24 protein-coding genes are annotated in these 21,997 nt (G+C 59.6%); 9 read left to right on the top strand and 15 right to left on the bottom strand.

Annotated elements, in window-relative coordinates; all coding sequences use genetic code 11:
* Positions 1-13: 13 nt before the first annotated feature.
* Positions 14-1,888, bottom strand: coding sequence for an ATP-binding protein (locus R2940_17895; protein ID MEZ4601666.1), 1,875 nt, complete (start codon positions 1,886-1,888; stop codon positions 14-16).
* Positions 1,889-2,362: 474 nt separating this feature from the next.
* Between R2940_17895 and R2940_17890 the strand changes: the two genes are divergently transcribed.
* The 4 genes from R2940_17890 (at position 2,363) to R2940_17875 (ending at position 4,387) form a co-directional block, all read left to right on the top strand.
* On the top strand, positions 2,363-2,746 hold the full coding sequence (locus R2940_17890) for a hypothetical protein (protein MEZ4601665.1): 384 nt from the start codon (positions 2,363-2,365) through the stop codon (positions 2,744-2,746).
* Positions 2,747-2,829: 83 nt separating this feature from the next.
* Positions 2,830-3,360, top strand: coding sequence for an RNA polymerase sigma factor (locus R2940_17885; GenBank protein ID MEZ4601664.1), 531 nt, complete (start codon positions 2,830-2,832; stop codon positions 3,358-3,360).
* A complete protein-coding gene (locus tag R2940_17880) occupies positions 3,357-3,815 on the top strand; it encodes a hypothetical protein (GenBank protein ID MEZ4601663.1) in 459 nt (152 codons plus the stop codon). Before R2940_17885 ends, R2940_17880 begins: the two co-directional genes overlap by 4 nt.
* A gap of 89 nt (positions 3,816-3,904) precedes the next feature.
* The gene (locus R2940_17875; GenBank protein ID MEZ4601662.1) at positions 3,905-4,387 is read left to right on the top strand and encodes a DUF3106 domain-containing protein; all 483 of its coding nucleotides are present in this window, start codon (positions 3,905-3,907) and stop codon (positions 4,385-4,387) included.
* Between the two features lie 38 nt (positions 4,388-4,425).
* Here the strand turns inward: R2940_17875 and R2940_17870 are convergent, their stop codons facing one another.
* The 3 genes from R2940_17870 to zupT are packed head-to-tail and all read right to left on the bottom strand — an operon-like array spanning position 4,426 to position 8,081.
* Positions 4,426-4,851 (bottom strand): tetratricopeptide repeat protein, encoded by a 426-nt coding sequence (locus R2940_17870; GenBank protein ID MEZ4601661.1) that lies wholly within the window; start codon positions 4,849-4,851, stop codon positions 4,426-4,428.
* Entirely contained in the window at positions 4,848-7,154 is a 2,307-nt protein-coding gene (gene mrcB / locus R2940_17865) for a penicillin-binding protein 1B (GenBank protein ID MEZ4601660.1), read from the bottom strand. Before mrcB ends, R2940_17870 begins: the two co-directional genes overlap by 4 nt.
* A 21-nt stretch (positions 7,155-7,175) precedes the next feature.
* Positions 7,176-8,081 (bottom strand): zinc transporter ZupT, encoded by a 906-nt coding sequence (zupT, locus tag R2940_17860; protein ID MEZ4601659.1) that lies wholly within the window; start codon positions 8,079-8,081, stop codon positions 7,176-7,178.
* Between the two features lie 195 nt (positions 8,082-8,276).
* On the opposite strand from zupT, the gene R2940_17855 reads away from it, so the two are divergent.
* The 5 genes from R2940_17855 to R2940_17835 all read left to right on the top strand — a co-directional run bounded on the left by R2940_17855 (position 8,277) and on the right by R2940_17835 (position 13,152).
* Positions 8,277-9,164, top strand: a complete 888-nt coding sequence (locus R2940_17855) for an alpha/beta hydrolase (protein MEZ4601658.1) — start codon at positions 8,277-8,279, stop codon at positions 9,162-9,164.
* Positions 9,165-9,339: 175 nt separating this feature from the next.
* On the top strand, positions 9,340-10,239 hold the full coding sequence (locus R2940_17850; protein MEZ4601657.1) for an alpha/beta hydrolase: 900 nt from the start codon (positions 9,340-9,342) through the stop codon (positions 10,237-10,239).
* The gene (locus R2940_17845) at positions 10,145-10,531 is read left to right on the top strand and encodes a pyridoxamine 5'-phosphate oxidase family protein (GenBank protein MEZ4601656.1); all 387 of its coding nucleotides are present in this window, start codon (positions 10,145-10,147) and stop codon (positions 10,529-10,531) included. The genes R2940_17850 and R2940_17845 overlap by 95 nt, the downstream gene beginning before the upstream one ends.
* A 164-nt stretch (positions 10,532-10,695) precedes the next feature.
* A complete protein-coding gene (locus R2940_17840) occupies positions 10,696-11,991 on the top strand; it encodes a radical SAM protein (protein MEZ4601655.1) in 1,296 nt (431 codons plus the stop codon).
* A gap of 12 nt (positions 11,992-12,003) precedes the next feature.
* Positions 12,004-13,152, top strand: coding sequence for a beta-ketoacyl-ACP synthase III (locus R2940_17835; protein MEZ4601654.1), 1,149 nt, complete (start codon positions 12,004-12,006; stop codon positions 13,150-13,152).
* Positions 13,153-13,264: 112 nt separating this feature from the next.
* Here R2940_17835 and R2940_17830 read toward each other — a convergent pair whose 3' ends face one another.
* From R2940_17830 to R2940_17780, 11 genes are all read right to left on the bottom strand, one after another.
* Positions 13,265-13,825, bottom strand: coding sequence for a hypothetical protein (locus R2940_17830; GenBank protein ID MEZ4601653.1), 561 nt, complete (start codon positions 13,823-13,825; stop codon positions 13,265-13,267).
* Positions 13,826-13,899: 74 nt separating this feature from the next.
* Positions 13,900-14,175, bottom strand: coding sequence for a phosphopantetheine-binding protein (locus R2940_17825; GenBank protein MEZ4601652.1), 276 nt, complete (start codon positions 14,173-14,175; stop codon positions 13,900-13,902).
* A 58-nt stretch (positions 14,176-14,233) separates the two neighbouring features.
* A complete protein-coding gene (locus tag R2940_17820) occupies positions 14,234-15,565 on the bottom strand; it encodes an ABC transporter permease (GenBank protein ID MEZ4601651.1) in 1,332 nt (443 codons plus the stop codon).
* 7 nt (positions 15,566-15,572) lie between these two features.
* Complete coding sequence (locus R2940_17815) at positions 15,573-16,355, bottom strand: ABC transporter ATP-binding protein (GenBank protein MEZ4601650.1); 783 nt, start codon at positions 16,353-16,355, stop codon at positions 15,573-15,575.
* A 186-nt stretch (positions 16,356-16,541) separates the two neighbouring features.
* On the bottom strand, positions 16,542-17,540 hold the full coding sequence (locus tag R2940_17810) for a BtrH N-terminal domain-containing protein (protein MEZ4601649.1): 999 nt from the start codon (positions 17,538-17,540) through the stop codon (positions 16,542-16,544).
* Positions 17,537-17,986 (bottom strand): hypothetical protein, encoded by a 450-nt coding sequence (locus R2940_17805; GenBank protein ID MEZ4601648.1) that lies wholly within the window; start codon positions 17,984-17,986, stop codon positions 17,537-17,539. Before R2940_17805 ends, R2940_17810 begins: the two co-directional genes overlap by 4 nt.
* A 30-nt stretch (positions 17,987-18,016) precedes the next feature.
* Positions 18,017-18,772, bottom strand: coding sequence for a hypothetical protein (locus R2940_17800; protein MEZ4601647.1), 756 nt, complete (start codon positions 18,770-18,772; stop codon positions 18,017-18,019).
* 95 nt (positions 18,773-18,867) lie between these two features.
* Positions 18,868-19,449 carry an acyloxyacyl hydrolase gene (locus tag R2940_17795; protein MEZ4601646.1) on the bottom strand — a complete coding sequence of 194 codons (582 nt, stop codon included), beginning with the start codon at positions 19,447-19,449 and terminating at the stop codon, positions 18,868-18,870.
* 12 nt (positions 19,450-19,461) lie between these two features.
* Positions 19,462-20,541 (bottom strand): beta-ketoacyl synthase N-terminal-like domain-containing protein, encoded by a 1,080-nt coding sequence (locus R2940_17790; protein MEZ4601645.1) that lies wholly within the window; start codon positions 20,539-20,541, stop codon positions 19,462-19,464.
* Complete coding sequence (locus tag R2940_17785) at positions 20,538-21,740, bottom strand: beta-ketoacyl-[acyl-carrier-protein] synthase family protein (protein ID MEZ4601644.1); 1,203 nt, start codon at positions 21,738-21,740, stop codon at positions 20,538-20,540. The genes R2940_17790 and R2940_17785 overlap by 4 nt, the downstream gene beginning before the upstream one ends.
* A complete protein-coding gene (locus tag R2940_17780) occupies positions 21,737-21,991 on the bottom strand; it encodes a phosphopantetheine-binding protein (GenBank protein ID MEZ4601643.1) in 255 nt (84 codons plus the stop codon). The genes R2940_17785 and R2940_17780 overlap by 4 nt, the downstream gene beginning before the upstream one ends.
* Between the last annotated feature and the right edge of the window lie 6 nt (positions 21,992-21,997).

Raw genomic sequence — 21,997 nt, 5'->3', positions numbered from 1 at the left:
TCTGTCACATCCATTACAGTGAAGGTCTTTCATGACTATTGTCGGAGGCGGTCGGAAGGGTAAAGGAAAAAGTCGATCCGACCTCCCGTCTGCTGTCCACCCAGATCCGGCCGCCGTGCGCCTCCACCAAAGATCGTGTAATATACAGCCCCAATCCTACGCTGCCGGCAGACTGGCCATTTCGGGAGCGGTGGAATCTTTCGAAGATATGCGGGAGATCTTCGGGATCGATGCCATACCCGCGATCCCGCACGGAAATAACAATCTCCCTCTCAGACGATCGGGCGAATAGATCCACCGGGCTCTCATCCGGAGAATATTTGAGGGCGTTGGTGATCAGGTTGATGAGGATTCGCTCGAGCCTTGCAGGATCGGCGTTGACCAGCGGGAGATCCTCAGGCACATCGACGAAGATCCGGGAGATGTCCAGAGCCGAGGAATTCTGGCGCAGCATTTCGGGGAGAAAACGATCCACCCGGACCGGAATTCTGTCCAGGACGATTTTCCCCCCTTCCAGTCGGGCGGCCTCCACCAGGTTTTCAATCATTTTCGCCATATTATCCACCCCCTTGAGTATCGCCTCCACATGCATCCGCGATTCCGGGTCCCGGCAGTGAGCTTCAAGCAGCTGGGCATAGCCGTGAATGACGGTGAGAGGGGTGCGCAGATCATGGGAAATGGTATGGACATAAATTTCACGCTCCCTCTGCAGCTCGTGCAGGGGAGTAATATCGGTCACGGTCGAGACGGCGCCGAGGATAATTCCCTGAGCGGTGAGGATCGGAGAGGCGCTGACGGCAACCCAAAGAGGCTGGGCGAATCCGGCTGGATGATAGACCAGGACCTCGGACATCGTCGTTTCTCCGTTAAGCGCCCGGAAGGCGGGATGGTTTTTCAGGGGATAGGGCTGACCATCAGGCGTTTCCGGGCGCAGGGTCGCCTTGCGCTTGAGCATGGGCCAGTCCTTCATCTCTCCTGTATAGTGAAGCAACTGTTCGGCGGCCGGATTCATCCGCCGGATTCTGCCCCGGGCGTCATAGGTCAGGACAGCGTTGGGCATGCTGTAGAAGGTGGCATCCAGCTCCGCCAGCAGCCTTTCCCGTTCGGCCTCCACCTGTTTGAGATCATGGATATCGGTGGCGGTACCGTACCATTTGACGACCCTGCCCTGCTGGTCCCGAACCGGTGTGGCGCGGCTCAGATGCCAGCGAAAGGAACCATCGGTGCACTTGATGCGGTGTGCCACCTGGTATGCGCTGCCCTTCTCAACCGCCTGGCTCCAGGCTTTCAGAGTGGGTTTAAGGTCCTGGGGATGCAGCACCGGTGTCCAGAACCAGTGCCCTTCGGCATTTCGGGAAAACCCGACAAAATCTTCCCGCTTGCGGTTGTAGTAATCGACCCTGCCTTCCGCATCCGCGGTCCAGACCAGTTGCGGCATGGAATCGGCCAGGTGCCTGAAGCGTCTTTCGCTTCTCTCCCTTTCCTCCTCGGCCTTGCGGCGTGCCCGCCGCTCCTCGCGACTCGCGAGTTCGCGCCGGATGGCCGGCGCCAGCCGCGAAAGATTGTCTTTGGTGATGAAATCACCCGCCCCCGCCCGCATCGCCTCGACCGCGAACTCCTCCCCCCGAACCCCGGACACCATGATGAAAGGAAGATGGGGATCGTGTGCGTGGACCATAGCCAGTGCCGCCATACCGCTGAAGCCCGGGAGGGAATAATCGCCCAGGACGATGGACCATTCCCTGTCCTTGAGGGCCTGGGCGAGTTCGGATTCTTCGGTTACACGAAGGGCCTCCATGCGAAGACCGGCATCTTCCAGTTCCTGCAAAACCAGAAGGGCATCAACCTCGGAATCTTCAACAAGCAGCAGGTTTATCGCATTTTCCATAAACGTGAGGGCCATCAAGTGTGATGAGCAGACCGGGTTCAACCATTATAGCTTCTTTTAAAACCGACGTATAATTCGAGGATTAGCCTGAGGATCCCGCAAATCGCCTCAGGCCCGATGGCACAAAGTGTACCGAGGGGAATGCTTTTTCGAAGTTCGAAAAGCCCGGTATAACCGGTAGTGGGAAAAACAGCAGTATGATCAGCCAAACCCCCTTCAGGCCGGCATGGCTACCCCCACCCCTCACGCAGTCACATTGGAGAACAACTATAAGAGAAACTTTATAAGACCTGAGTCGCCTGTCAATCCGCCTCATTCCCAGGAATTCGACGGCAAGGCTTTTCGACCCGCTTGTTTGCGCTCAATTTGGCGCGGGTTCTCTTTTTATGTCAACCGATCCCCCCGATATGCGTTGTAAAGGGTAGAGACAGCAGGTCATCTACCACTCAACATCTATTTACAAGGAGGATCGAAATGAAGAGAATAATGGTTCTTGCTTCACTGCTTCTGATCGGAATTTGTGGACAGGCCTCGGCAGGCGACTTCGGCGACCGTACCGAACAAAGGCTGGATCGAAAAGGGGATCGGATTGAAAACCGATTGGACCGCAGGGGGGATCGGGTCGACAACCGCCTGGACAACCGAGGTGACAGGATAAACGATCGGCTCGACCGCCGGTCGGACCGGACCCTTGAAAACGGCTTTGAACGGCGGGCAGCCGCTCTCGATGGGCGGGGCGACCGGATTGAGAACCGCCTCGACCGCAGGGGCGATCGGATCGATAGCCGGCTGGATCGCAGAGGCGACAGGATCGACCGGCGGCTCGATCGACGGGGCCAGAGGATCGGACAGCGCTAGCCGCTCCCCGGCCGCGTTCGCTCAAGATTGGAAAGAGGCCGGCCGTCCCTGGGGCCGCCGGCCTCCAACTTGATTGGCTGTCCATGGAAGCCTTTTTGACATCGATTGAGCGCCGGGCCTATCGCATGGCGCTGATTGCCAGCAGCAACCGGGAGGATGCCCTCGATCTGGTACAGGAGGCCATGTGCCGGTTCGTCGCCAAATATGCCGACAAGCCCCGATCGGAGTGGAAGCCGCTGTTTTATCGGATTCTGCACAACCAGATTCGCGACTTCTATCGCCGCCAGTCGATTCGCTCCCGTTGGAGGATCTGGTTCAAAGGTCCCGATGAGGAAGAGAGCGGGGATTGCGATAATCCTCTGGAAGCCGGCTCCGATCCGAAGGCAGTGACTCCCGAGGGACAGATCAGTCTGGACCAGGCGGCCGAGGCCCTGCAGAAGGTGCTGCGCACACTTCCCCTGCGACAGCAGCAGGCTTTTCTGCTACGCTGCTGGGAAGAGTTGAGCGTTGCCGAAACCGCCCGGGTCATGGGCTGCTCGGAAGGCTCCGTCAAAACCCACCTGTCCCGCGCCGTCAAAACCTTGCGGGATAACCTCGGGGATTATTGGCCATGAATGACCAGGACAAGCAATTCATCGATCGCGCCCGAAAAGTGCTGGACGAATCGGTCGAGCAACTGGACGGGGATACCCGTGCGGCCCTGACCCGCGCCAGGGCTCGAGCACTGGACCGTCCCCGGCACGGGATCGGCCGATATCTCAGAATAGCCGTCCCCGCTGTCGCCCTGGCCCTGGCAGCAGTTCTGCTGTTTTTTCGGGAGGCGCCCCTGGTGCCCGTTGAAAAGACCTTCGTTCACGATCTCGGCCTGCTGGCCTCCGAAGATCCCATCGAATTTTATGAAGAGATCGAATTCTGTCTCTGGCTTGCCGAGGGTAATGATGAAGATCCTGATTTCTCTCACGCTCCTGCTCTGCCTGCTGAAAACCCCCTCGGCCCTGGCCGGGGAACCGACCGCCCCGGAAGAGGAGCTGCCAGACATGGAGCTGCTGGAGTTTCTCGGATCATTTGAAGATGGCGATGTCGGTTGGATCGACCCTTTCGAGATTCCCGAGGGAAACGGGGGAGCCCGTCAAGATAATACGGTGGAGGACAAGAGCGATGAATCCTAGATATTCAACATGGCTCCGTTTACCTCTGGTCCTGCTGGGGATGCTGGTGCTTTTCATCGCCCTGGGATCCGGTCCTGCATTGGCCAAAAGCTTCGATGAACTCTCAGCCGAGCAGCAGCGGCTGCTGCGCCCCCTGTCCGACCGCTGGAACACCCTGACTCCCGAACGGCAGGAGCAGTTGGCCGCCGGTGCCAACCGATGGCTGCAACTGTCCCCGGCGGAACGGAGGGCGGCCAGGGAAAAACTGCAGCGATGGAAATCCCTGTCCCCGGAGCGGCGTCAGGCCATCCGCGAACGCCTGCAGCGTTTCAATCAGCTGCCCCCGGAAAAGAAGCAGCAGTTGCGAAGCATATGGAAAAAATTCAGGGAGTTGCCGCCGGAGAGGCGGCAGTTGCTCAGGGAACGGTGGCGGAACATGACTCCGGAACAGCGTCGCCAGTTCCGGGAGAGACTGGAGGAGAGGCAACCGTGAGGCATGGCAACTGGGGATGGAAGATCCTTGGCATTCGATCAGGGCATCTGTTCTGCCCTTTCGAAGGCCGCCTGGGATCCCCGCAGGTCGCCCCGCCGGCTGCGGGCCTGGCCGATGATCCGCCAGTTTTCGGCTTGCAGACTCCGGTTGGCACCGGCCAGGGCGTTGGATTTGGCCGCCAGGTTTTCCGCCTGGCCGTACTGGCCCTGGCCGAGCCGGGTTTTGGCGAGTTCCTGCCAGAGGACAGGGTTGCGGGGTTCGATGCGCAGGGCCCGCTCCAGGTTGGCGGCGGCCGGATCCCACTGTTCGGCTCCGGCCTGGGCACGGGCCTTGTTCAGCAGGGCCAGAACCGCCGTATTCTGTGAAGCCGGCGGAGGCGGCGCGGGAACCTGGAGGGCGGCGCAACCCGTAAGAAGCAGAACCAGGACGGCTCCCGCCAAGGGACGGAAAAAAACTCTCATCATCGGAATAACCTTTCAAACCAGCTTTTGACGGCCTCCACCGGCGACGGGGAACCGCAACCCCCGTATTCTGTGGGCGCTGTTCCCTGGACGAAAGGCAGCTCCACCGCTCCGGGGCAGCCCCTGTCGCTCAGCAGACCCGTTTCTCCATCGATCCAGACCTGTTGAATATCGTCGGGCAACGGCAGGACCAGAGGCTGGGGATCGAGCGCGGCGATGGTCTCTCCCCAGATGGTCAGGGCGCCGCTGGATCCGGTCAGGCCGGTCGGCTCGTTGTCGTCCCGGCCGACCCAGACGACCGCCAGCCGATCTCCGGTAAAACCGGCGAACCAGCTGTCGCGAAAATCGTTGGTTGTGCCGGTCTTGCCGGCAACGCCTAGATCCGGCGGCAGATAGCCCTTCAGGCCGTGCCCGGTGCCCTCGGAAACGACGTCCTGCAAGACCCGGGTCAAAAGATGGGCTGGAGCCGGGTTCACAACCTGCTCGACGCGCAGGGGATAGCGCTGCAGCTGCTCTCCATCGGCCGTCAGGACCTCCCGGATGGCTCTCAAGGGCGTTCGGAATCCGCCGGCGGCAATGGATTGATAGACCTGCGCCACCTCCAGCGGCGAAAGGGCATTGGCTCCCAGCAGACTGGCCGGATAAGCCGCCAGATCCCGTTCCAGACCGAGTCGCTGCAGATTGTCCATTATCGGGTCCAAGCCCAGGGAGAGGCCCAGACGGACCGTTGCCAGGTTGTAGGAATGGATCAGGGCGGTGCGCAGGGGGACCGATCCGTGGGCCTGCTTGTCGTAGTTCTGCGGACTCCAGTCGCCGGTTCCCGCCTGTTTCAGGACCAGAGGGGTGTCTTCCAGCAATGTCGTCAGGGTGTACTGGCGGGTCTGCAAGGCAGTCAGAAACACGATCGGCTTGATAAGGGAACCGATGGGCCTCTGCGCATCCATCGCCCGATTGAACCCCTCGAAGCGGGGGTCGCGGCTGCCAACCAGCGCCTGCACCTCCGCATTCTGGGCATCGCTGACCACCATAGCCCCCTGCAGGTTGCGGGCTTTGCTCCGGGCCTTTTCCAGGCGTTTCAGGCCTTCGGTGAGGGATTTTTCGGCGGCCCGTTGAACCTGGGGATCGAGAGTGGTGAAGATCTGCAGACCTTCCGAACGCAGATCCTCATCCCGGTAGTCGCGCTGCAGCTGCCGCCGAACCAGATCGAGAAAAGCCGGATAGGGGGAGGTGCCGCGCGGCGGCCGATCGATGATGCCCAGCGGCGCCGTACGGGCCGCAAGGAGCTGTTTTTCGGTGATGAAACCCGCTTCGGCCATCTCCTGCAGAACCAGATTGCGCCTTTTCAGGGCCCTCTCCGGGTGGCGCCGGGGGCTGTAGTAGGCCGGTCCCTTGAGCAGACCGACCAGCAGGGCGGCTTCGGGGAGACCGATCCGGGTCAGCGGCTTGTCGAAGAAAAATTGACTGGCCAGGCCGAAGCCATGGATGGCCCGGTTGCCGTCCTGCCCCAGGTAGACCTCGTTGAGGTAGGTCTCGAGGATCTCCTCCTTGCTGTAATGAACCTCCAGCAGGACCGCCATGATCATTTCGGTGAATTTGTGGCGCAGGGTCCGTTCGGAGGTCAGGTAGAAGTTTTTGACCAGCTGCTGGGTCAGGGTGCTGCCCCCCTGCAACCCGCGGCCGCTGGCCGTGGCGAACAGGGCCCGCAGGATGCCCCGCGGATCGATGCCGTGGTGAGTGTAGAAACGGTTGTCCTCCACCGCTATCAGGGCATGGACAACGTGCTCCGGCGCTTCCTTCAGTCCGATCAGCACCCGGTCCTCGTTTTTCCCGGGATAGATTCCGCCGATCAGGGCCGGTTCCAGGCGCACCAGGTCGAGAGGTGTTCCCTTCCCGCGATCGACCAGGCTCTGCACCCGATCCCCCGCAAACGCCACCCGCAAGGATTGGCTCTCCTGTCGCCCGTCCCCGAAAGTAAAGGGCCGGCTCACCAGTTCCAGCATCTGACTGCCAAATCTGCAGGTGCCTGGCTCCCGGGGATCGGACGTCTCGCGATATCCGAGCATGGCGAGTTCGGCGCGCAGCTCGCCGGCGCTCAGGGATCGACCGGGGTAGAGCTCCAGGGGCCGGGCATAGACCCGGGCAGGCAGGGCGAACCTTTTCCCCTCGAACCGGGACCGGACAGAAACGTCGAGGTAGAGGGTGTAGAGGGCCGCCAGCAGCAGGAGTCCGGCCGCTGTCAAAAAAAACAGCTTTTTGAGGAGGGGACTTTTCCGCTTTGTTTTTGATTTTGCAGATCTTCTAGCCATATCCTGTATTCCGGAACCAAATCATTTCATCAGCAGGAGGCTCATGGCCATGACGACCATGCCGCCGAGAAGACCCAGCAGACTGTCATGCCCCTTGCCGTAGGCCCGGCTCGTCGGCAGCAGTTCATCCAGGCTGATATACACCATGATCCCCGCCACCCCGCCGAAGAGGAAACCCATGACCTGTGACGGAATCTCGCCAGGCTCGCCGCCGAGGAAAAACCCCAGGATCACATAGGCGAAAAGGGCCCCGACCGGCTCCGCCAGGCCGCTGAGAAAGGAAAAGAAGAAGGCTTTGCGACGCTTTCCCGTCGCATAGTAGATCGGCACCGAGACGCTGATCCCTTCTGGAATGTTATGCAGGGCGATCGCCACGGCAATCGCGACCCCCACGCTGGGATCTTCGAGGGTAGCGAGAAAGGTCGCCAGACCTTCGGGGAAATTGTGGATACCGATGGCCAGGGCAGTGAACAGCCCCATCCGCATCAGCTTGTGGCCCCGGGCGCTATGATCGTGGAAACCAACGATCTCGCTTTTCTCGTAAACGGAAGAAACATCGGAAAAGTCGGGGTGGGGAGCCCTCGGGTTGCGCAAAGGGGCGGTCTCGGCCTCGGAAGGGATTTCGTGAGGGTTTTCGGCCGCCGGGATCAGGGCATCCACCAGACCGATCAGGAGGATGCCGCCGAAAAAGGAGGCGACGTTGATCCAGTGCCCCCAGTAATCGCCGTAACTGCCGATCAGGGCGTCCGCCCCCTTCGGAAAAATCTCCACGAAGGAGACATAGAGCATCACTCCGGCGGAAAATCCTGTCGCTATCGACAGAAACCGGAAGTTTTGCCGTTTGGCGACAAAGGCGATGATGCTGCCGATGCCGGTGGCCATCCCGGCAAACAGGGTCACCCCGAGGGCAAACCACACTTCCTGCATAAGGAAATCCTCCTGAAGAACACCAAGGGTTGAGACTCAAGTCGGCCCGGTCAAGCCCGTACAGGACCTTCTATTGATAGCCTTTCGTCCTCATTACGTCAATGACTTACTGTTGCGGGTCTTTTATCGGCCGTTTTCGGAACGGCTGCTATAATTAGTTTTACCAACCCCACCTCAACTGACTCGGAGGGAAGAATGCCTGCACCCGGTTTTCGCTTCTTACTGTTTCTCAACCTCATGCTTGCAGGATCGATGACCCTTTCCGGCTGCGAATACGGGACGCGCTTTGTATTCCAATCCAGCCGGGATGTTCTGCAAACCCCGGACGCCCGGGGCATCAACTACGAGGATATCTGGTTCGAAAGCGATGACGGGGTTCGACTTCACGGCTGGTACGTACCGGCCGCTTCGCCCGGTCCGCTGATCGTGTATTTCCACGGCAATGCCGCAAACATCACTCACCGGGTAGAGAATCTGCAATATCTTAACCACCTGGGTCTTCCCGTTTTCATCTTCGATTATCGGGGTTACGGCGCCAGCGAGGGCCGGCCGCTGAAGGAGGAGGACCTCTACCGGGACGGCCGGGCGGCATTGCGTTTTCTGGAAACCCGAGGCTGGAATCCGGAGCGGACGATCTATTTCGGGCGCAGCATGGGGGCGGCGGTAGCTCTGCAGATGGCTCTGGAAAACCCGCCGGCCGGGCTGGTTCTGGAATGCTCTTTCACCTCGCTTCGGGACATGGCTCGCATAAAAACCCCGGTGGTCTACGCTCTGGTCGGCTGGTGGGCCATCGGGGAGAGGTTTGACAACCTGGGAAAGATTTCACGCCTGCAAAAGCCCCTGCTGATGATTCACGGAGACCGGGACCAGGTCGTTCCCTGGATCATGGGCAAGCAGCTTTTTGAAAGTGCGCCCGAGCCGAAGACTTTTTTGTCCGTTTCCGGCGCCGGGCACAGCGATTCTTATCTTGTGGGAGGGGCTTCCTATCAAGATGCATGGGAAAGCTTTCTGAAGCAGGTCGGGCAGCTCCCGATTAAGGAGTCTAAGACCACAGCCATGGAGAATCTTAACGGGAACATCTGAAAGCCGACACTGTCAATGACCTCAATCGGTCATAATCTCTGCGTCCCTGTCACGACGGGGATGAAACCAGGGAGAACAGGCTATGTTCTTGGCATTGCCCGGAAAATGCTTGTACCACACTTCTTCCTGTTTCATAACCTCTGTTATGATAATCCTGGCCGTAGCCGGATGCACCATGCCCGAACGTTTTATTTTCACCACCGATCGGGAGCTGACATTTTCTGAAGAAATAAAAAACCTTGAATTTCAGGAGGTTTTATTCCCGACCGGGGACGGGCACCTCCTTTACGGATGGTACCTGCCGGGATCGAACAAACGGCAGGTTATCCTTTTTTTTCACGGCACCGCCACCAATCTGTCCCACCTGGCGCCCGTCCTGGAAAAGTTCAAATGCCTCGATACGGGTATCTTCGTTTTCGACTACCGGGGCTTTGGCTTTAGCAAAGGAAAGCCCACTGAAGCAGGCACCTATCAGGATGCCCGCGGCGCCTTGAACTTTCTCACGCATCTCGGCTGGCAGTCGGATCAGATCATCTATTTCGGTCATTCCCTCGGTGCGGCGATCGCGTTGCAACTCGCCCTCGAACAACCGCCCGCCGGGCTGGTGCTGGAAAGCCCCTTCACCTCGATTCCCGACCTGATTCGCCACAGTTATCCCAGGCTGTTCTCGGCCCTGCCCTGGGCCTTTCCGCCCTATTATGACAATCGTGCGAAAATCGGCTCGGTGGAGGCCCCTATCATGATTTTTCACGGTCGGCGAGATACCATTGTCCCCCCCGATATGTCCAGCATTCTCTATACCCTGGCAGCGGAACCGAAATCCTTGCACTTCATGGCCGAAGCCGGGCATAATGACCTCTCCAGCTGCGGCGGCGAGGCCTACTGGCAAACCTGGAGGCAATTCCTGAACCGGGTGGCTGGAGACAAGAGAACCTGGACCGGAGGTTATTTTTGTGACCCTGGAAGAACTTTCCGCATTGATGAACGGATCCGATCGGATCACCACCCTGGGCACCAGCGGAACGGACAGTTCCCCCAACACAGCCATTATCGGCTCGGCTTTCATGACCGATGAGGGACAGGTCTGGGTGGGCCTGGGCGACAACCGAACCGCCGCCAACCTGCGGGCCAACCCCAGAGCGGTGTTGTCGATATTCCGTCCGGGAGCTACCATTCTGGACTGGAAGGGAGGTCGCCTCTACCTGGAACTGACAGCCCTCGAAACCGAAGGGGATCGTTTCGACCAGATGATCGACCGCATTCGAGCCACCGCCGGCCGACTCGCGGCCCGGTCCATCCATTACCTGGCCGTTTGCCGCATCTCCGAAGTGCGTCCCCTGGCCGAACTGGGCAGCCTGAAAGTATAATTATTCCCGAGAACGTCCGGTTTTTTCCAGCAATTGCAAGTTATCGTTCTCTGCAAATTGACATGTACATCGTATGCGGATATGATCCCGGGGCTATTAAAAAATGAGTTTATGCTTGTAAACCCACACCTTCGGCTATCCGCCAGTCTGCTATTTCCGGAATCATGCGCATACTGTTAATCAATCCCCCCAACTGCGGCCGCAGCATCCCCGAAGAAAGCTACGGCATCGACTCGCTGAAACAGATTTTCCGCGGAGAGCCTCTCGCCCTGGAAGTCCTGGCCGGAAACCTGCCGAATCATGAGGTTCGCATACTCGACCTGAAGGTCGAACCCGATGCCCTGGAGTCTGAAATTGCCCAATTTGTCCCCGACCTGGTGGGCTTTACCGGGATGACCTGCGAAGCCAACACCATGCTGCGCCTGGCAGGGCAGGTCAGGGAAAGCTGTGGCGCCAAAGTGGTCGCCGGGGGTGTGCACGCATCGAATGATCCGGAATTCTTCAACCGGTCGGAAATCGATTTCGTGGTCATCGGCCTGGGCAAGAAGGCCCTGCGCGAACTGGTCGACGCTCTGGAGAAAAAAGAAGATACGATGTCCATTCCGGGGATCGCCGCCACCAACCCGGGACGGCCTTTGGCCTGGCATCACAGGGACTACAGCCGGGAAGACCTGGTGGAGGACCGGCCGCCCCGATACGACCTTGTCGAGCGCTACCGCCCCCAATACATTCTGCCTACCCTGGGGCTGGAAATGGGATTCGTCGCTTCGGCCTGCGGCTGCCCCCACGACTGCGCCTTCTGCTGCATAGCTTCGATCACCGGCGGACGTTACCTGACCTGCAGCATCGAAACCGTGCTGCGCGACATCCGCTGCCTGGGAAACACCCCGGTTATCCGACTGGTGGACGCCAACACCTTCGGCAGCCCGGTGCACGCCCGGCATCTGGCCGAAGCCATCCGCAACGCGGGCATCCACAAGCACTATCTGGCCGACGTCCGTGCCGATACCGTTGTGCGGCACCCCGAACTGCTGCAGCTGTGGAAGGACATCGGCCTGCGGGCGGTGATCATCGGTTTCGAGGAGATCAGCGATACGGTCCTCGCCGAAATGAACAAAGCCGGCACGGCCGCCGTCAACCGGGAGGCGATCCATATTCTCAGGCAGATCGGCCTGACCATCATCGGAGATTTCATCGTCTCGCCCGACTATGACGAACGCCGATTCGATGCCCTGGCAACCTGGACCGAGGCGAACCCCATCGATCTGCCCATGTATACCGTTCTGACCCCTCTGCCCGGCACGCCGCTGCATGCCGCCATGAAAGACCGGATCACCAATCACGATCTCGATTACTACACCCTGACCAATGCCGTGGTCCCTACCTTCCTTGAGGAGAGGACTTTTTATGAAAAGTTCGCCGAACTGATCAAAACCGGTCACGCCGGCGCCAGACTGTAAGGTTTAATTGAAATGGCCGTCTACATTACCGATCTGGCAGCTTTTCTGCCGAACGCCCCGATATCCAACGAGCAGATGGAACAGGTTCTGGGCATGGTCAACCAGGTTCCCTCGCGAACCCGGCGGATCATTTTGCGGAACAACCGCATCGAGTCCCGCCATTACGCCATTGATCCGCAAACAGGGCAGACCACCCACACCAACGCCCAGCTGACGGCGGAGGCGATCCGCCGCCTGCATCCGTTCCCCGGCTTTTCGACGAGCGACATCGAGTGTCTCGGCTGCGGGACATCCTCCCCGGATCAGATCATGCCCGGTCACGGCCAGATGGTGCATGGTGAACTGGGTGGGGCTCCCTGCGAGGTCATGAGTGCGGCGGGAATTTGCATGTCGGGCATGGCGGCCATGAAGTACGCCTATATGAACGTAGCCCTCGGCCTTACCCGGAATGCGGTGGCGGCAGGATCGGAACTGGCTTCGACCTTTCTGCGCTCAAGGCTGTGCGATCCGGTGGCTCCGGGCAGGGCCGAAGCCCTTGAGGAGCAGCCGGTGCTTTCCTTCGAGGCTGACTTTCTGCGCTGGATGCTGTCCGACGGAGCCGGCGCCGCCTTCCTCAGCGATCGACCGGCGGCGGACCGTGTGTCCCTGCGCATCGACTGGATCGATCTGGTCTCCTTCGCCAACGAGCTTGACACCTGCATGTATGCGGGGGCGACCATGAACGAAGACGGTTTGCTAACCGGCTGGCGGGACCAGCCTTCCCGGACCGAGGCCGCTGCCAACGGCACCTTCCTGATCAAACAGGACGTCAAGCTTCTCAACAAGGAGATCGTCATCACCGCAGCCGACCGGACCCTGCCCCGGCTGATGGATCGCTACGGGTTGCAGGCCGACCAGGTCGACTGGTTCCTGCCCCATTACTCCTCAGATTTTTTCCGCCTGCAACTCTACGAGCGGATGAAGACCATAGGCTTCCATATTCCACTGGAACGCTGGTTTACCAACCTGGCTAAAAAGGGCAACACCGGCGCCGCTTCCATCTTCATTATCCTCGAGGAGCTTTTTCATTCCGGCCGGATCGAGAAAGGCCAGACCCTGCTCTGCTTCATCCCCGAAAGCGGCCGCTTTTCCATGTGCTACATGCTGCTGACGGCAGTTTAGGTAACCTTGCACTGGATATAAATCGAGAACTGTAAAAAAGCCCGCCTGATTCATCTGGCGGGCTTTTTTCTTCAATCTAACTCATTTCGGCCATAGCCGACCGAAAGATTGGTTAGCGATAAAGGGTCGTGTAGGAGGTGACATCCATTGCAACTTTTTCAAGCATATGGTTGTCGGTCGCACCAATCGACCAACCGCCGGCAAAGGCACTGGCAACTTCGAGGAATTCCGGTTCGGCTATCACTTCACCGGTTTGACCATTACGATAGTCAACCTGCATCAGGACCGCGGAACTCCCAGCCATGGCGCCAAGCCAAAACCTGGCCGCCCCGCCGATAAATTTGATTTCCTTGATGACGGGGGTGATTTGCAATGAGCCCTTCGACCCTGAAAAGTCTTCGTTTGCTGCAAGAACTTTAAGTTTGGGAAAAATCACCTTCATATCCCGACAGATAATTTCATTGATCTTTTTAGCAGCTTTTTTGTTGGCCGCTGCATCGGCAAAATCAGGACTTATCTGAACCTCCCTCATCTCCACGGTAGAAAATGTGCCCAAACGGACTTTTGCGGGTTGAGGTTGACTTTTAGGTTTGGAAATCTGTGTAGCGCAGCCCGTGGTGACAAAAAGCAATAGCATGGAACAGATACAGGTCTTCATGATTGGCTTGAACATTTGTTGCCCCTCCGATGTTTTTGCTGACAAAATTAGGAACAGATAGCCTACCCATCTATTCCACAGTAAATACTCTACGCCCCCTTTTCCTTGCGGATAAACCCTGCCAGGGTTTCGATCGATTGCAGTATGGCCCGGCTGGCATCCTCTCCGCCGATGCGCACGCCATATTTTTTCTGCACCTCGACGACCACTTCCACCGCATCGAGCGAATCGAGCCCCAAAGGCGAATCCGGCCCGATCAGCGGCGCATCGTCCCGGAAATCCCTGGGCGGATCAGGCACGTTGCAAGCTTCGATGATCAAATCCTTAAGTTCCTGCTCCAGTGTTAAAGTCAACGTGTAAGACATGACTGATCCACTCCTGAAATTGAATTGAAATAAAAGGCCGATAGAGACCGCTCGAGAGCTAACCGCCGAGGCGTCCCTGTCGATGAAAAATCCCCCAGGCGACGACCAGGTTCGCGGCAAAAAAAGCCAGCAGATAAAGCGCATTATCGGTCACCTCCGCCACCCCTCCACCGCGTACGAAGATTTCCAGGAACCCGCCGAGTCCCCATGACAAGGGGGAAAAAGCGCTGAGCGACTGAATCTCCCGGGGCATCACGTAAACGGGCACCATGACCCCCCCCAAAGCCGCGGCCACCACCACCGAAACCGCGCCGGACATGGACGCCTGCTCATAGCTGCGGGCGGCGGTGCCGATCAGCAGGCCGAACCCGGTGGCGGCCAATGCGGCGCAAAGGGCGAGAAAAAAAGCCGCAGGCAGACGGCCCTGAAGATCGAGCACCGGTGTGCCCAACAAGGGCAGCAAAAACCGGCCGGCCGCAAGCATGAAACCGAACTGTACCATGCACACCAGGGCATAAGCGGCGATCTTTCCCAGCAGGATCACGCCGTAGGAAACCGGCAGGGTCGTCAGACGCAGCAGGGTTCCTTCGCGGCGTTCGCGCAGCAGGGCGCCCGAAAGGGGAACGACGATGAAGAACATGCCGAACAGGGCCCAGGCCGGCACGTTCTGCTGCACCGCGTTGGGCATCGGCAGGTCGGCTTTGGCAGAGGCAGGCTGCTCGATCACCGAAAGCAGGCTCTCTTCGACCAGCAGGCGATGCAGATCCCGTTCGCCGAGGATGGTCCCTCCCACCAGGAACCCGCCGCTGCGGGCGGCCAGAGCGGTATTGAGGGCCCGGCTCAGTTCCTGCCCTTTTTCCTCCGTTTCGATCCCCAGCAGCACCTGGTTGAGGGAACTGGTGACCGCGGTGCGGAAAATACCCTGCACCGTGGGATCGAAAAAAACCGTCAACCGGGGCATGGGCTCCATTGCGACCTGGGAACCGCCCTGCCTCCTTTTGCGGAAAGCATCCCGTGCCTGTTCCCGAGCCCGATGTTGAAAAACCCGGCTGGACCCGGCAGGAACCACAATGCCGAATTGATAGTCTCCGTCGGCCACCATCCTGCGGGCCGTGGCTTCGCTCAAGGAGGGACCCTCCACGCTTTCCACCAGCTTCAGTGACTCCACCGCCCCAAGGCGCTTGCGCACCTTTTCGGCCAGAACACCGCCGTCTGCGTCAACGAAAAGCACGCGAAGACCGCCCTTTCCGGTGGTTTCGAGAATGTTGTTCTGCACCAGAGAGACCACCAGAACCAGCACCGCCGGCATGAAAAAAAGCACCAGCAGCCCGGCGCGATCGCGGCTCAGCACCAGAAGATCCTTGCAGAATGTCGCCCAGAATTGGTTCATCGGTAAATCAGTCCCGGAGCTGCCTGCCGGTCAGCTGCAGAAAAAGATCCTCGAGGTTCCGGCAGCCGTCGCCGGCGGCGATCAGTTCTTCCGGCAGCCCCTCGGCGATCACCCTCCCTCCGTCGATGATGGCCAGCCGGGAACAGAGTCGCTGCGCCTCTTCCATGTAATGCGTGGTGTAGATTAGGGTCATCCCCTCCTTTTGCAGCAGGAAGAGATTTTCCAGGATCGTGCTGCGGGACTGGGGGTCGATGCCAACCGTCGGCTCGTCGAGAAACAGCAGCCTTGGCCGATGGACGATGCCCGCCGCCAGATTGGCTCGACGCTTCATACCTCCCGAAAAGGTTTCGATGCGACTGTCCCCATGGTCACGCAAGCCGACCATGTCCAGGCACTCATCCATGCGCCGGTTCAGATCCCTGCCCCCCATGCCGAACAGGCGTCCGAAATAGCGCAGGTTTTCCTTGACGGTCAACGTCGGATAGAGGGCCACCTCCTGAGGGACCAGGCCGATCTGCCGCCGCACCTTATGGGGTTCGCGCATCAGGTCGACGCCGCACACCCTGAGACTGCCGGCGGCGGGCCGCAGCAGGTTGCTCAGCATTGCGATAGTGGTGGTTTTCCCCGCTCCATTGGGCCCCAGCAGCCCGAAAACTGCTCCCTCGGGAACGGAGAGGGACAAGCCGGCCACCGCCGCCTGGGCGCCTCCCGGATAGCGAAAAAACAGGTCAGCCGCCGAAACGACTTCCGGCCCCGAGGCCGGCTCACTCTGAATGGGGGCTAGATTCATCTTGAATCACCTGAAAAACAGACGAGAACAAAAGGTTTCACCACAAAGCACAGAGGGACGTTTCACAAGCCCAAATCGAAATCGGGATCGAAATCGAAATCGGCCTTTGACCTTGATTTATTTATTTCGGAAACCAAAAGAAAACTGAAACCCGATTTCGATAGCGATTTAGATTTCGATTGGCGATCAAACCTCGGCCAACAGCGCCCGAAACAGCTTTTCCTCCCGATCGGCGCAGTCCCGCAGAATTTTTGCGAGACGGGGATAGGAGGTTTCCTCCTCGCCGCGCCCCTTGCAGCGACGGGCGGCGAACAGGGCAAACTCCCGCCAGCGGTCCCCGATACCGGTCAGTTCCCGGGAAAGTTCGCCCAATCCCGGCTGGTCCAGCAGTTCGGCCGCCTCCTGCAGAAAGGCAGCATAGATGAAGCGAAAACCGCCGCCCCCGGTGCCAATCTCCTCCTGCATGCGGATGAGATGGCCGAGATAGTGTCCGGCCCTTTTAGGGCCGAGCTTCTGCGGCCACTTTTCGAGCTGTCCTGCGAGGAAGCGGATACCGCGAACCCCGATGATCGGCACCGGCGTCTTGATCATGCGGCGACCAACCTCCCGTATGCCGGCTCTGACCGCTGGCCGCAGATCGATCTCTGACGGTACAGATTTGAGATAAAACATGGCCCCCTTCGGCGCCAGTGCGCCCTGGGCGAAACGGGCCTGCATCAGATCCTCGCGGGGGCAGAGAACAGGTTCGTCGATGACCGGATCGCTGATGCGGTAATCGTTCCCCTCGCGGCCGCAGACTACGAGATTATGGGCATTGAAATGAAAGCGCAAAGCCGGCGGAAAATAGGGCAGCCAGAAAACGCCGGTCTGAAGACCTACCGGTATCTGCTGTTCAAGAGCCCTGTCGAGAGCCTGCATCGACTTGCCGGGATCACGAAATCTCTGCCGGACAACCTTGACCTTGAGACGTTCGGCCACCCGCCTGAAAATAGACCCCGGCGCCGACCGAAACGTCACCAGGGGCATTCCGTTGACCCTCACGAAGGGAAGATAACCGAAAAAAAGGCCCGATCCGATGCCGAAGGCCATCGCTTCCGACAGGGGTATACCGTGATGAAAAAACAGGTTGGCGGTGACACCGCTCTCGCAGTGGGCCGATTGGCGGTGGTTGAAATCGATGTTCACTGGTTCCGGTCCTCTTCAATAATCTCAACCGGAACCACGGGAAGTTCCGGTTTTTCAGGAATACGATCGAGTTCTTGCAGGGCAACCCCGAAGATCCGTGCATAGCGTTCGCGCAATTTCGGGTTGAGCCGGACAAAGACTTCGGGGCGCAGGTGGCGCTTCACCCGCCACCGCGTCAAGCGCGCATAATGGGCCAGCAGACCGATATCCATCTGCAGGCGGGCCATGTGAAAAGCGAGGGGACTGGCCTCGCCGCCGCGCACCGCCGCGATGGCCTGTTCGACCTGTTCGGCAATGACCTCCCAGGCCTGCAGGTTGGCCACGTTGGCCGGGTCCCAACCTGCACTGGGGGCGAGAACGTAACGCCCGGCCTCGTCGAGCGCATAGCAGATCCCGTGCCACCGGCCGAGAATGGCCTCGTCCTGGGGAACCTCTTCCTGTTTCAATGCAATCCCTTTCTTGTCATTCCAAATCCGCTAATCGATCTGTTTCAATGCCTTGGATGCGTGGGTTTTCAGTTTCATGTTGGCTGTCTTATCATGAACCTGAGTCAAGGTCGCCGCATGTTTCCTGTTTCCGGAGGCAGCCAAAGCCTTGCACATCCAGGCCATGGTATCGATATCATCGGAACTGGAGCGCCCCTCGGCCACCATCTTCTGCAACTCGGCCGCAACGACCTCGTAGACTTTTTCATGGGCACTCATTTTTCGGGCGACTGTTTTGGCAGCGTCTTTTTTCAATTGAATCTTGTCCGAGTTCAGCATGGCGACCAGGCGATTTTCTTCCTCGGTCAGATCCCCACTCCAGTTTTTCGTCTCATTCAGAATCCGCATCCGTTCCGCATACTCCCCGATCAGATCGCTGCTTTGTGCGGCATAGCGCTGTAATTTTGCACTGGGAGCGAGATCGGCTATTTCCTGCAGCAGGGGTCTGTATTCCTGATTTCCGGAAGCAGCCAGAGCCTTGCAAAGCCAGGACATTTCGTCCACCTTATCCGAATCGGTCGCCAAAGGATAACCCTCCCGCAACAGGGACGCGATCTTTGCATACAGGGCCTGGTTCTCGATTCCGGATTGGGTGATGACTTTGGCGATCTGGATCCTCTGCGCACTGCTGCCGGAATTCAACTTTTCCACAAGATCCTGGCCATCAGGTCCGTCGTCCATGCCATGAGCGAGTGCCGTCATCGACATAACCAAACAGATACCTACCGCAAACACCATCTTCAGCATAATTCCTCCTTTGTTCGGGTGAAAACGCAGTTAGAACTTCTGTAACGCTGTCCATCGGTAAGAAAAAATCCCTTCTCAGGATTTCCGAAAAGCTTCTAGGGAAAAAAGAAGCCGACCTGGAAAACCAGTGAATTGATCCCCCGGTTATCCTTATGCAGACCGGCGTTGGACACATGGTGCAGACGCAGGGCGGCAAACCAGGGCATGCCGCTGCCGCAGTCGAACTCGGCACCGATGCCCAGTTGAGGGTTGAAATTGATGCGAAGCCCCTGCCCGTTGACCTGGAAATCGGTGTAGATCAGGCCGATTCCCGCCTCACCGTACGGCCGTAAAGTCGCCGTACGCCAGAAATCGAAATAGTAGAGGGCAAGCATATTGGCCGAAACGATGGCTCGCACGCGGTGCTCGAGGGTTGCTCCGGCATTGGCCTCGACTTTGAAGCGTAAAGCCTCCGGCGCCCGATGGGGCCAGATGGCATCGTAGTCGAACAGGGCGAACCCATTGACCTGGACAAAATCGTAGTCGCCGCCCGGATCGTAGACCAAACCGAGGTTTCCTCCCATCCCGTAGCGGGTGGAAACGTATTCCTCCGCTCCCCAGCTATCTGCCGGCAGCAGAATTGCGGACAGGATGGCGACCATGACAAGACAACCTGAAAGCGATGGCCATTCCCTCACACGCACCTCCTTTCAAGCCCTGAAGTTTCTTTCCACTTCGATCAAACCGAAATTGCCGTCACCATCGCATTTCAAACAGCTCAGCCCTTCCAGCACCATTCCCCCAGCCGACCGCCAATCGCCGGGCAGTTGGCCGGCACCGCTGGTCGCGGGCAACCGGCCGTTCCGTACTGCGAGGGCCGCCACCGCCAGATCGAAACCCTGTCCCACCGGCAGGCTGCCGAAGCAGGGGGTGCTGGCGGCCACGCAGGCCGCTCCGGTGAGAATGTCCCGGTAGGAAACGCTGCAGGCCCGATGGCCGTCGGCGTTGAGCAGCCAGGTGCCGCCGGAAAACATCTGCGGGCGGATACGCCCCTGATCCAATCGAGAAACATGGCCGTAGCGCGCCTGCTCATCCCGGGTCAGCAGGAAGAAGGCCGCGCCTTCACCGGGCACGGCGGTCTGGCGATCGAAAACGAAGGGTTCGATCGGCCCCCCTGAGCCTGGAAAAAACGAGTCCCAGCAGTAGCCGAGCACGGCGCAGACCTCATCCACGGCGCCGAAAAGCACGCTGTGCACCCGGCCCTCGGCCAGCCATTGGCGGGCGGTCAGCAGGGCCGAGGCCACCGACATCCCGAACTGGCTTACCGTCAGGCTCGGACCGGTCGCCTTGAGCTGGATGGCGACGTGAGCTGCGGCGGCGTTGTGAACCGAGTTGGAAAAATGGGTGGGCGAAGCGAAGGCGTCGCCGTCTTCCAACACCGAATCGAGAAACGCAAAGGTGGTGCGGGTGGGTCCGTACCCGGTGGCAATCACCACGCCCATGCGGTCCCGAGGGGCGTCAAGGGCCCCGGCGTCCTCGAGGGCCAGATGGGCACCGAGCAGCGCCATTTTGGAAAAGTGGTCGATGCGCCGGGTCTGGCGCTTATTGAGAAAGCGTTCGAGGGGCGATGGGTCGGCCTGAAAGGCTAAAAAGCTCACCTCTTCGCCCCCGGCGGTTACCGCCAACTCGGTCGGTTCCGCACCACCTTTTTCCAGTCGGTCCTCCAGATCGGCAATTCCACAACCGAACCCGCCAACCACTCCCACCCCCTGAATGGCCATCCGGTTCATGAACGCTCCCCCTTCCCGAACACGATCACCGCATTGTTGCCACCAAAGGCCAGGGACTGGGACAAGGCGAGTCGGCCGGATATTTCCGTCGTTTCCCCGACCGGCACGACAGGCAGTTCGAGATCCGGTTCGCTGAAACCGATACTGGCCGGGATGCGGCCCTTTTCGAGGCAGGCCACGGTCAGTGAGGCCTCGATGCCGCCGGCGGCACCCAGGGTATGTCCGGTGAAACCCTTAGTGGAAAGAAACGGCACCTCGGGCAGAATTTCAGCCAAAACGCGGCTTTCCACCTTGTCGTTGTCGGGGGTTCCGGTACCGTGGGCATTGACGAAAGCAATATCTGCCGGCCCGGCCCCACAGGCCTCCAGGACCTCCCGCAGCGCCCGCTTCAGACCGTCCCCCCCGGGATGGGGGGCGGTCAGGTGATGGGCATCGCAGGCGCCGCCATAGCCGACCATCCGGGCGCGAATCCGTCCCGGCCTGCGGCGGGCCAGATCGTCCTTTTCCAGCACCAGCATACCCGCTCCCTCGCCGAGATTGAGGCCCTTTCGGTTGCGGTCGAAGGGTCGCACCGGTTCGCTGTCGGTGATCATCAGCGAGATGAAGCCGTTGCAGGTGGTGCGGCACAACTCGTCCGCACCGCCGGCCAGCACCAGATCGCAGAGATCGTCCCGCAGCCACTGGGCGGCAATGCCTATCGCGTCGGTGCCCGAAGAACAGGCGTTGACCACGGTCTGGACCGGGCCGTTCAGATTGAAGTGGCGGGCCACGGCCGCAGCCGGATTGCTGCGCAGAAAACGCCGGATAGGCGCCATCAGCGGACGGCCGCCCTGGCGGAAGTCGCGATAGAACTCCTCGCTGTTCAGGGCACTGCCGACCGTGGTGCCAATGATCACGCCGACCCGCAGATCCTTGAGCCCGGCAGCCTCCCAACCGGCATCGGACAGGGCCTCGGCCGAGACCGCTATGGCGAGCCGGGCGGTACGCAGCAATTCCGGATCAGCAGGCACAGCGACGGGGAAAAATTCCTCCGGCACCTCGAACACCGGGTAACGGACCGGATGACCGGTGCTGAACAGCCGCGGCGGCTGCGGTGCCCGTCTGCCGGCGAACAGACTGGCCACGCAGGCGTCGAGATCGGGTCCGGCGGCACACAGGCATCCGGCGCCGGTCACGGCGATGGGTCGCTGGGGACTCATGCGGCCCGCTTCGCCTCGATGAACGCCGCGAGGCTGTTGATCGACTGCAGGGCCGGACGCCCCTCCTCCATATCCTTGATCTCCACGCCGAAATGCTTCTGCACCAGCACCACGATTTCGACGGCATCGAGGGAATCGAGCCCCAGCCCTTCGCCGAACAAAGGGGCGTCGTCTTCGATCTCCTCGGGAGTCATGTCTTCCAGATTGAGATCTTCCACCAATATCTGCTTGAGTTTTTCCTTGGTCGACATTTCCGT

Source organism: Syntrophotaleaceae bacterium (genome assembly GCA_041390365.1).
Taxonomy (GTDB): domain Bacteria; phylum Desulfobacterota; class Desulfuromonadia; order Desulfuromonadales; family Syntrophotaleaceae; genus JAWKQB01.
The sequence above is the reverse complement of the archived record's forward strand: the minus strand, read 5'-3'. Positions and strand labels throughout refer to the sequence as shown.

Coding starts and splice junctions, on each gene's coding strand:
- R2940_17885 (MEZ4601664.1), top strand. CDS start 2,830: ATGGAAGCCTTTTTGACATCGATTGAGCGCCGGGCCTATCGCATGGCG.
- R2940_17840 (MEZ4601655.1), top strand. CDS start 10,696: ATGCGCATACTGTTAATCAATCCCCCCAACTGCGGCCGCAGCATCCCC.
- R2940_17820 (MEZ4601651.1), bottom strand. CDS start 15,565: ATGAACCAATTCTGGGCGACATTCTGCAAGGATCTTCTGGTGCTGAGC.
- R2940_17835 (MEZ4601654.1), top strand. CDS start 12,004: ATGGCCGTCTACATTACCGATCTGGCAGCTTTTCTGCCGAACGCCCCG.
- R2940_17895 (MEZ4601666.1), bottom strand. CDS start 1,888: ATGGAAAATGCGATAAACCTGCTGCTTGTTGAAGATTCCGAGGTTGAT.
- R2940_17790 (MEZ4601645.1), bottom strand. CDS start 20,541: ATGAACCGGATGGCCATTCAGGGGGTGGGAGTGGTTGGCGGGTTCGGT.
- R2940_17850 (MEZ4601657.1), top strand. CDS start 9,340: ATGCCCGAACGTTTTATTTTCACCACCGATCGGGAGCTGACATTTTCT.
- R2940_17880 (MEZ4601663.1), top strand. CDS start 3,357: ATGAATGACCAGGACAAGCAATTCATCGATCGCGCCCGAAAAGTGCTG.
- R2940_17855 (MEZ4601658.1), top strand. CDS start 8,277: ATGCCTGCACCCGGTTTTCGCTTCTTACTGTTTCTCAACCTCATGCTT.
- R2940_17800 (MEZ4601647.1), bottom strand. CDS start 18,772: ATGCTGAAGATGGTGTTTGCGGTAGGTATCTGTTTGGTTATGTCGATG.
- R2940_17890 (MEZ4601665.1), top strand. CDS start 2,363: ATGAAGAGAATAATGGTTCTTGCTTCACTGCTTCTGATCGGAATTTGT.
- mrcB (MEZ4601660.1), bottom strand. CDS start 7,154: ATGGCTAGAAGATCTGCAAAATCAAAAACAAAGCGGAAAAGTCCCCTC.
- R2940_17875 (MEZ4601662.1), top strand. CDS start 3,905: ATGAATCCTAGATATTCAACATGGCTCCGTTTACCTCTGGTCCTGCTG.
- R2940_17845 (MEZ4601656.1), top strand. CDS start 10,145: ATGAACGGATCCGATCGGATCACCACCCTGGGCACCAGCGGAACGGAC.
- R2940_17825 (MEZ4601652.1), bottom strand. CDS start 14,175: ATGTCTTACACGTTGACTTTAACACTGGAGCAGGAACTTAAGGATTTG.
- R2940_17830 (MEZ4601653.1), bottom strand. CDS start 13,825: ATGTTCAAGCCAATCATGAAGACCTGTATCTGTTCCATGCTATTGCTT.
- R2940_17815 (MEZ4601650.1), bottom strand. CDS start 16,355: ATGAATCTAGCCCCCATTCAGAGTGAGCCGGCCTCGGGGCCGGAAGTC.
- R2940_17785 (MEZ4601644.1), bottom strand. CDS start 21,740: ATGAGTCCCCAGCGACCCATCGCCGTGACCGGCGCCGGATGCCTGTGT.
- R2940_17780 (MEZ4601643.1), bottom strand. CDS start 21,991: ATGTCGACCAAGGAAAAACTCAAGCAGATATTGGTGGAAGATCTCAAT.
- R2940_17870 (MEZ4601661.1), bottom strand. CDS start 4,851: ATGATGAGAGTTTTTTTCCGTCCCTTGGCGGGAGCCGTCCTGGTTCTG.
- zupT (MEZ4601659.1), bottom strand. CDS start 8,081: ATGCAGGAAGTGTGGTTTGCCCTCGGGGTGACCCTGTTTGCCGGGATG.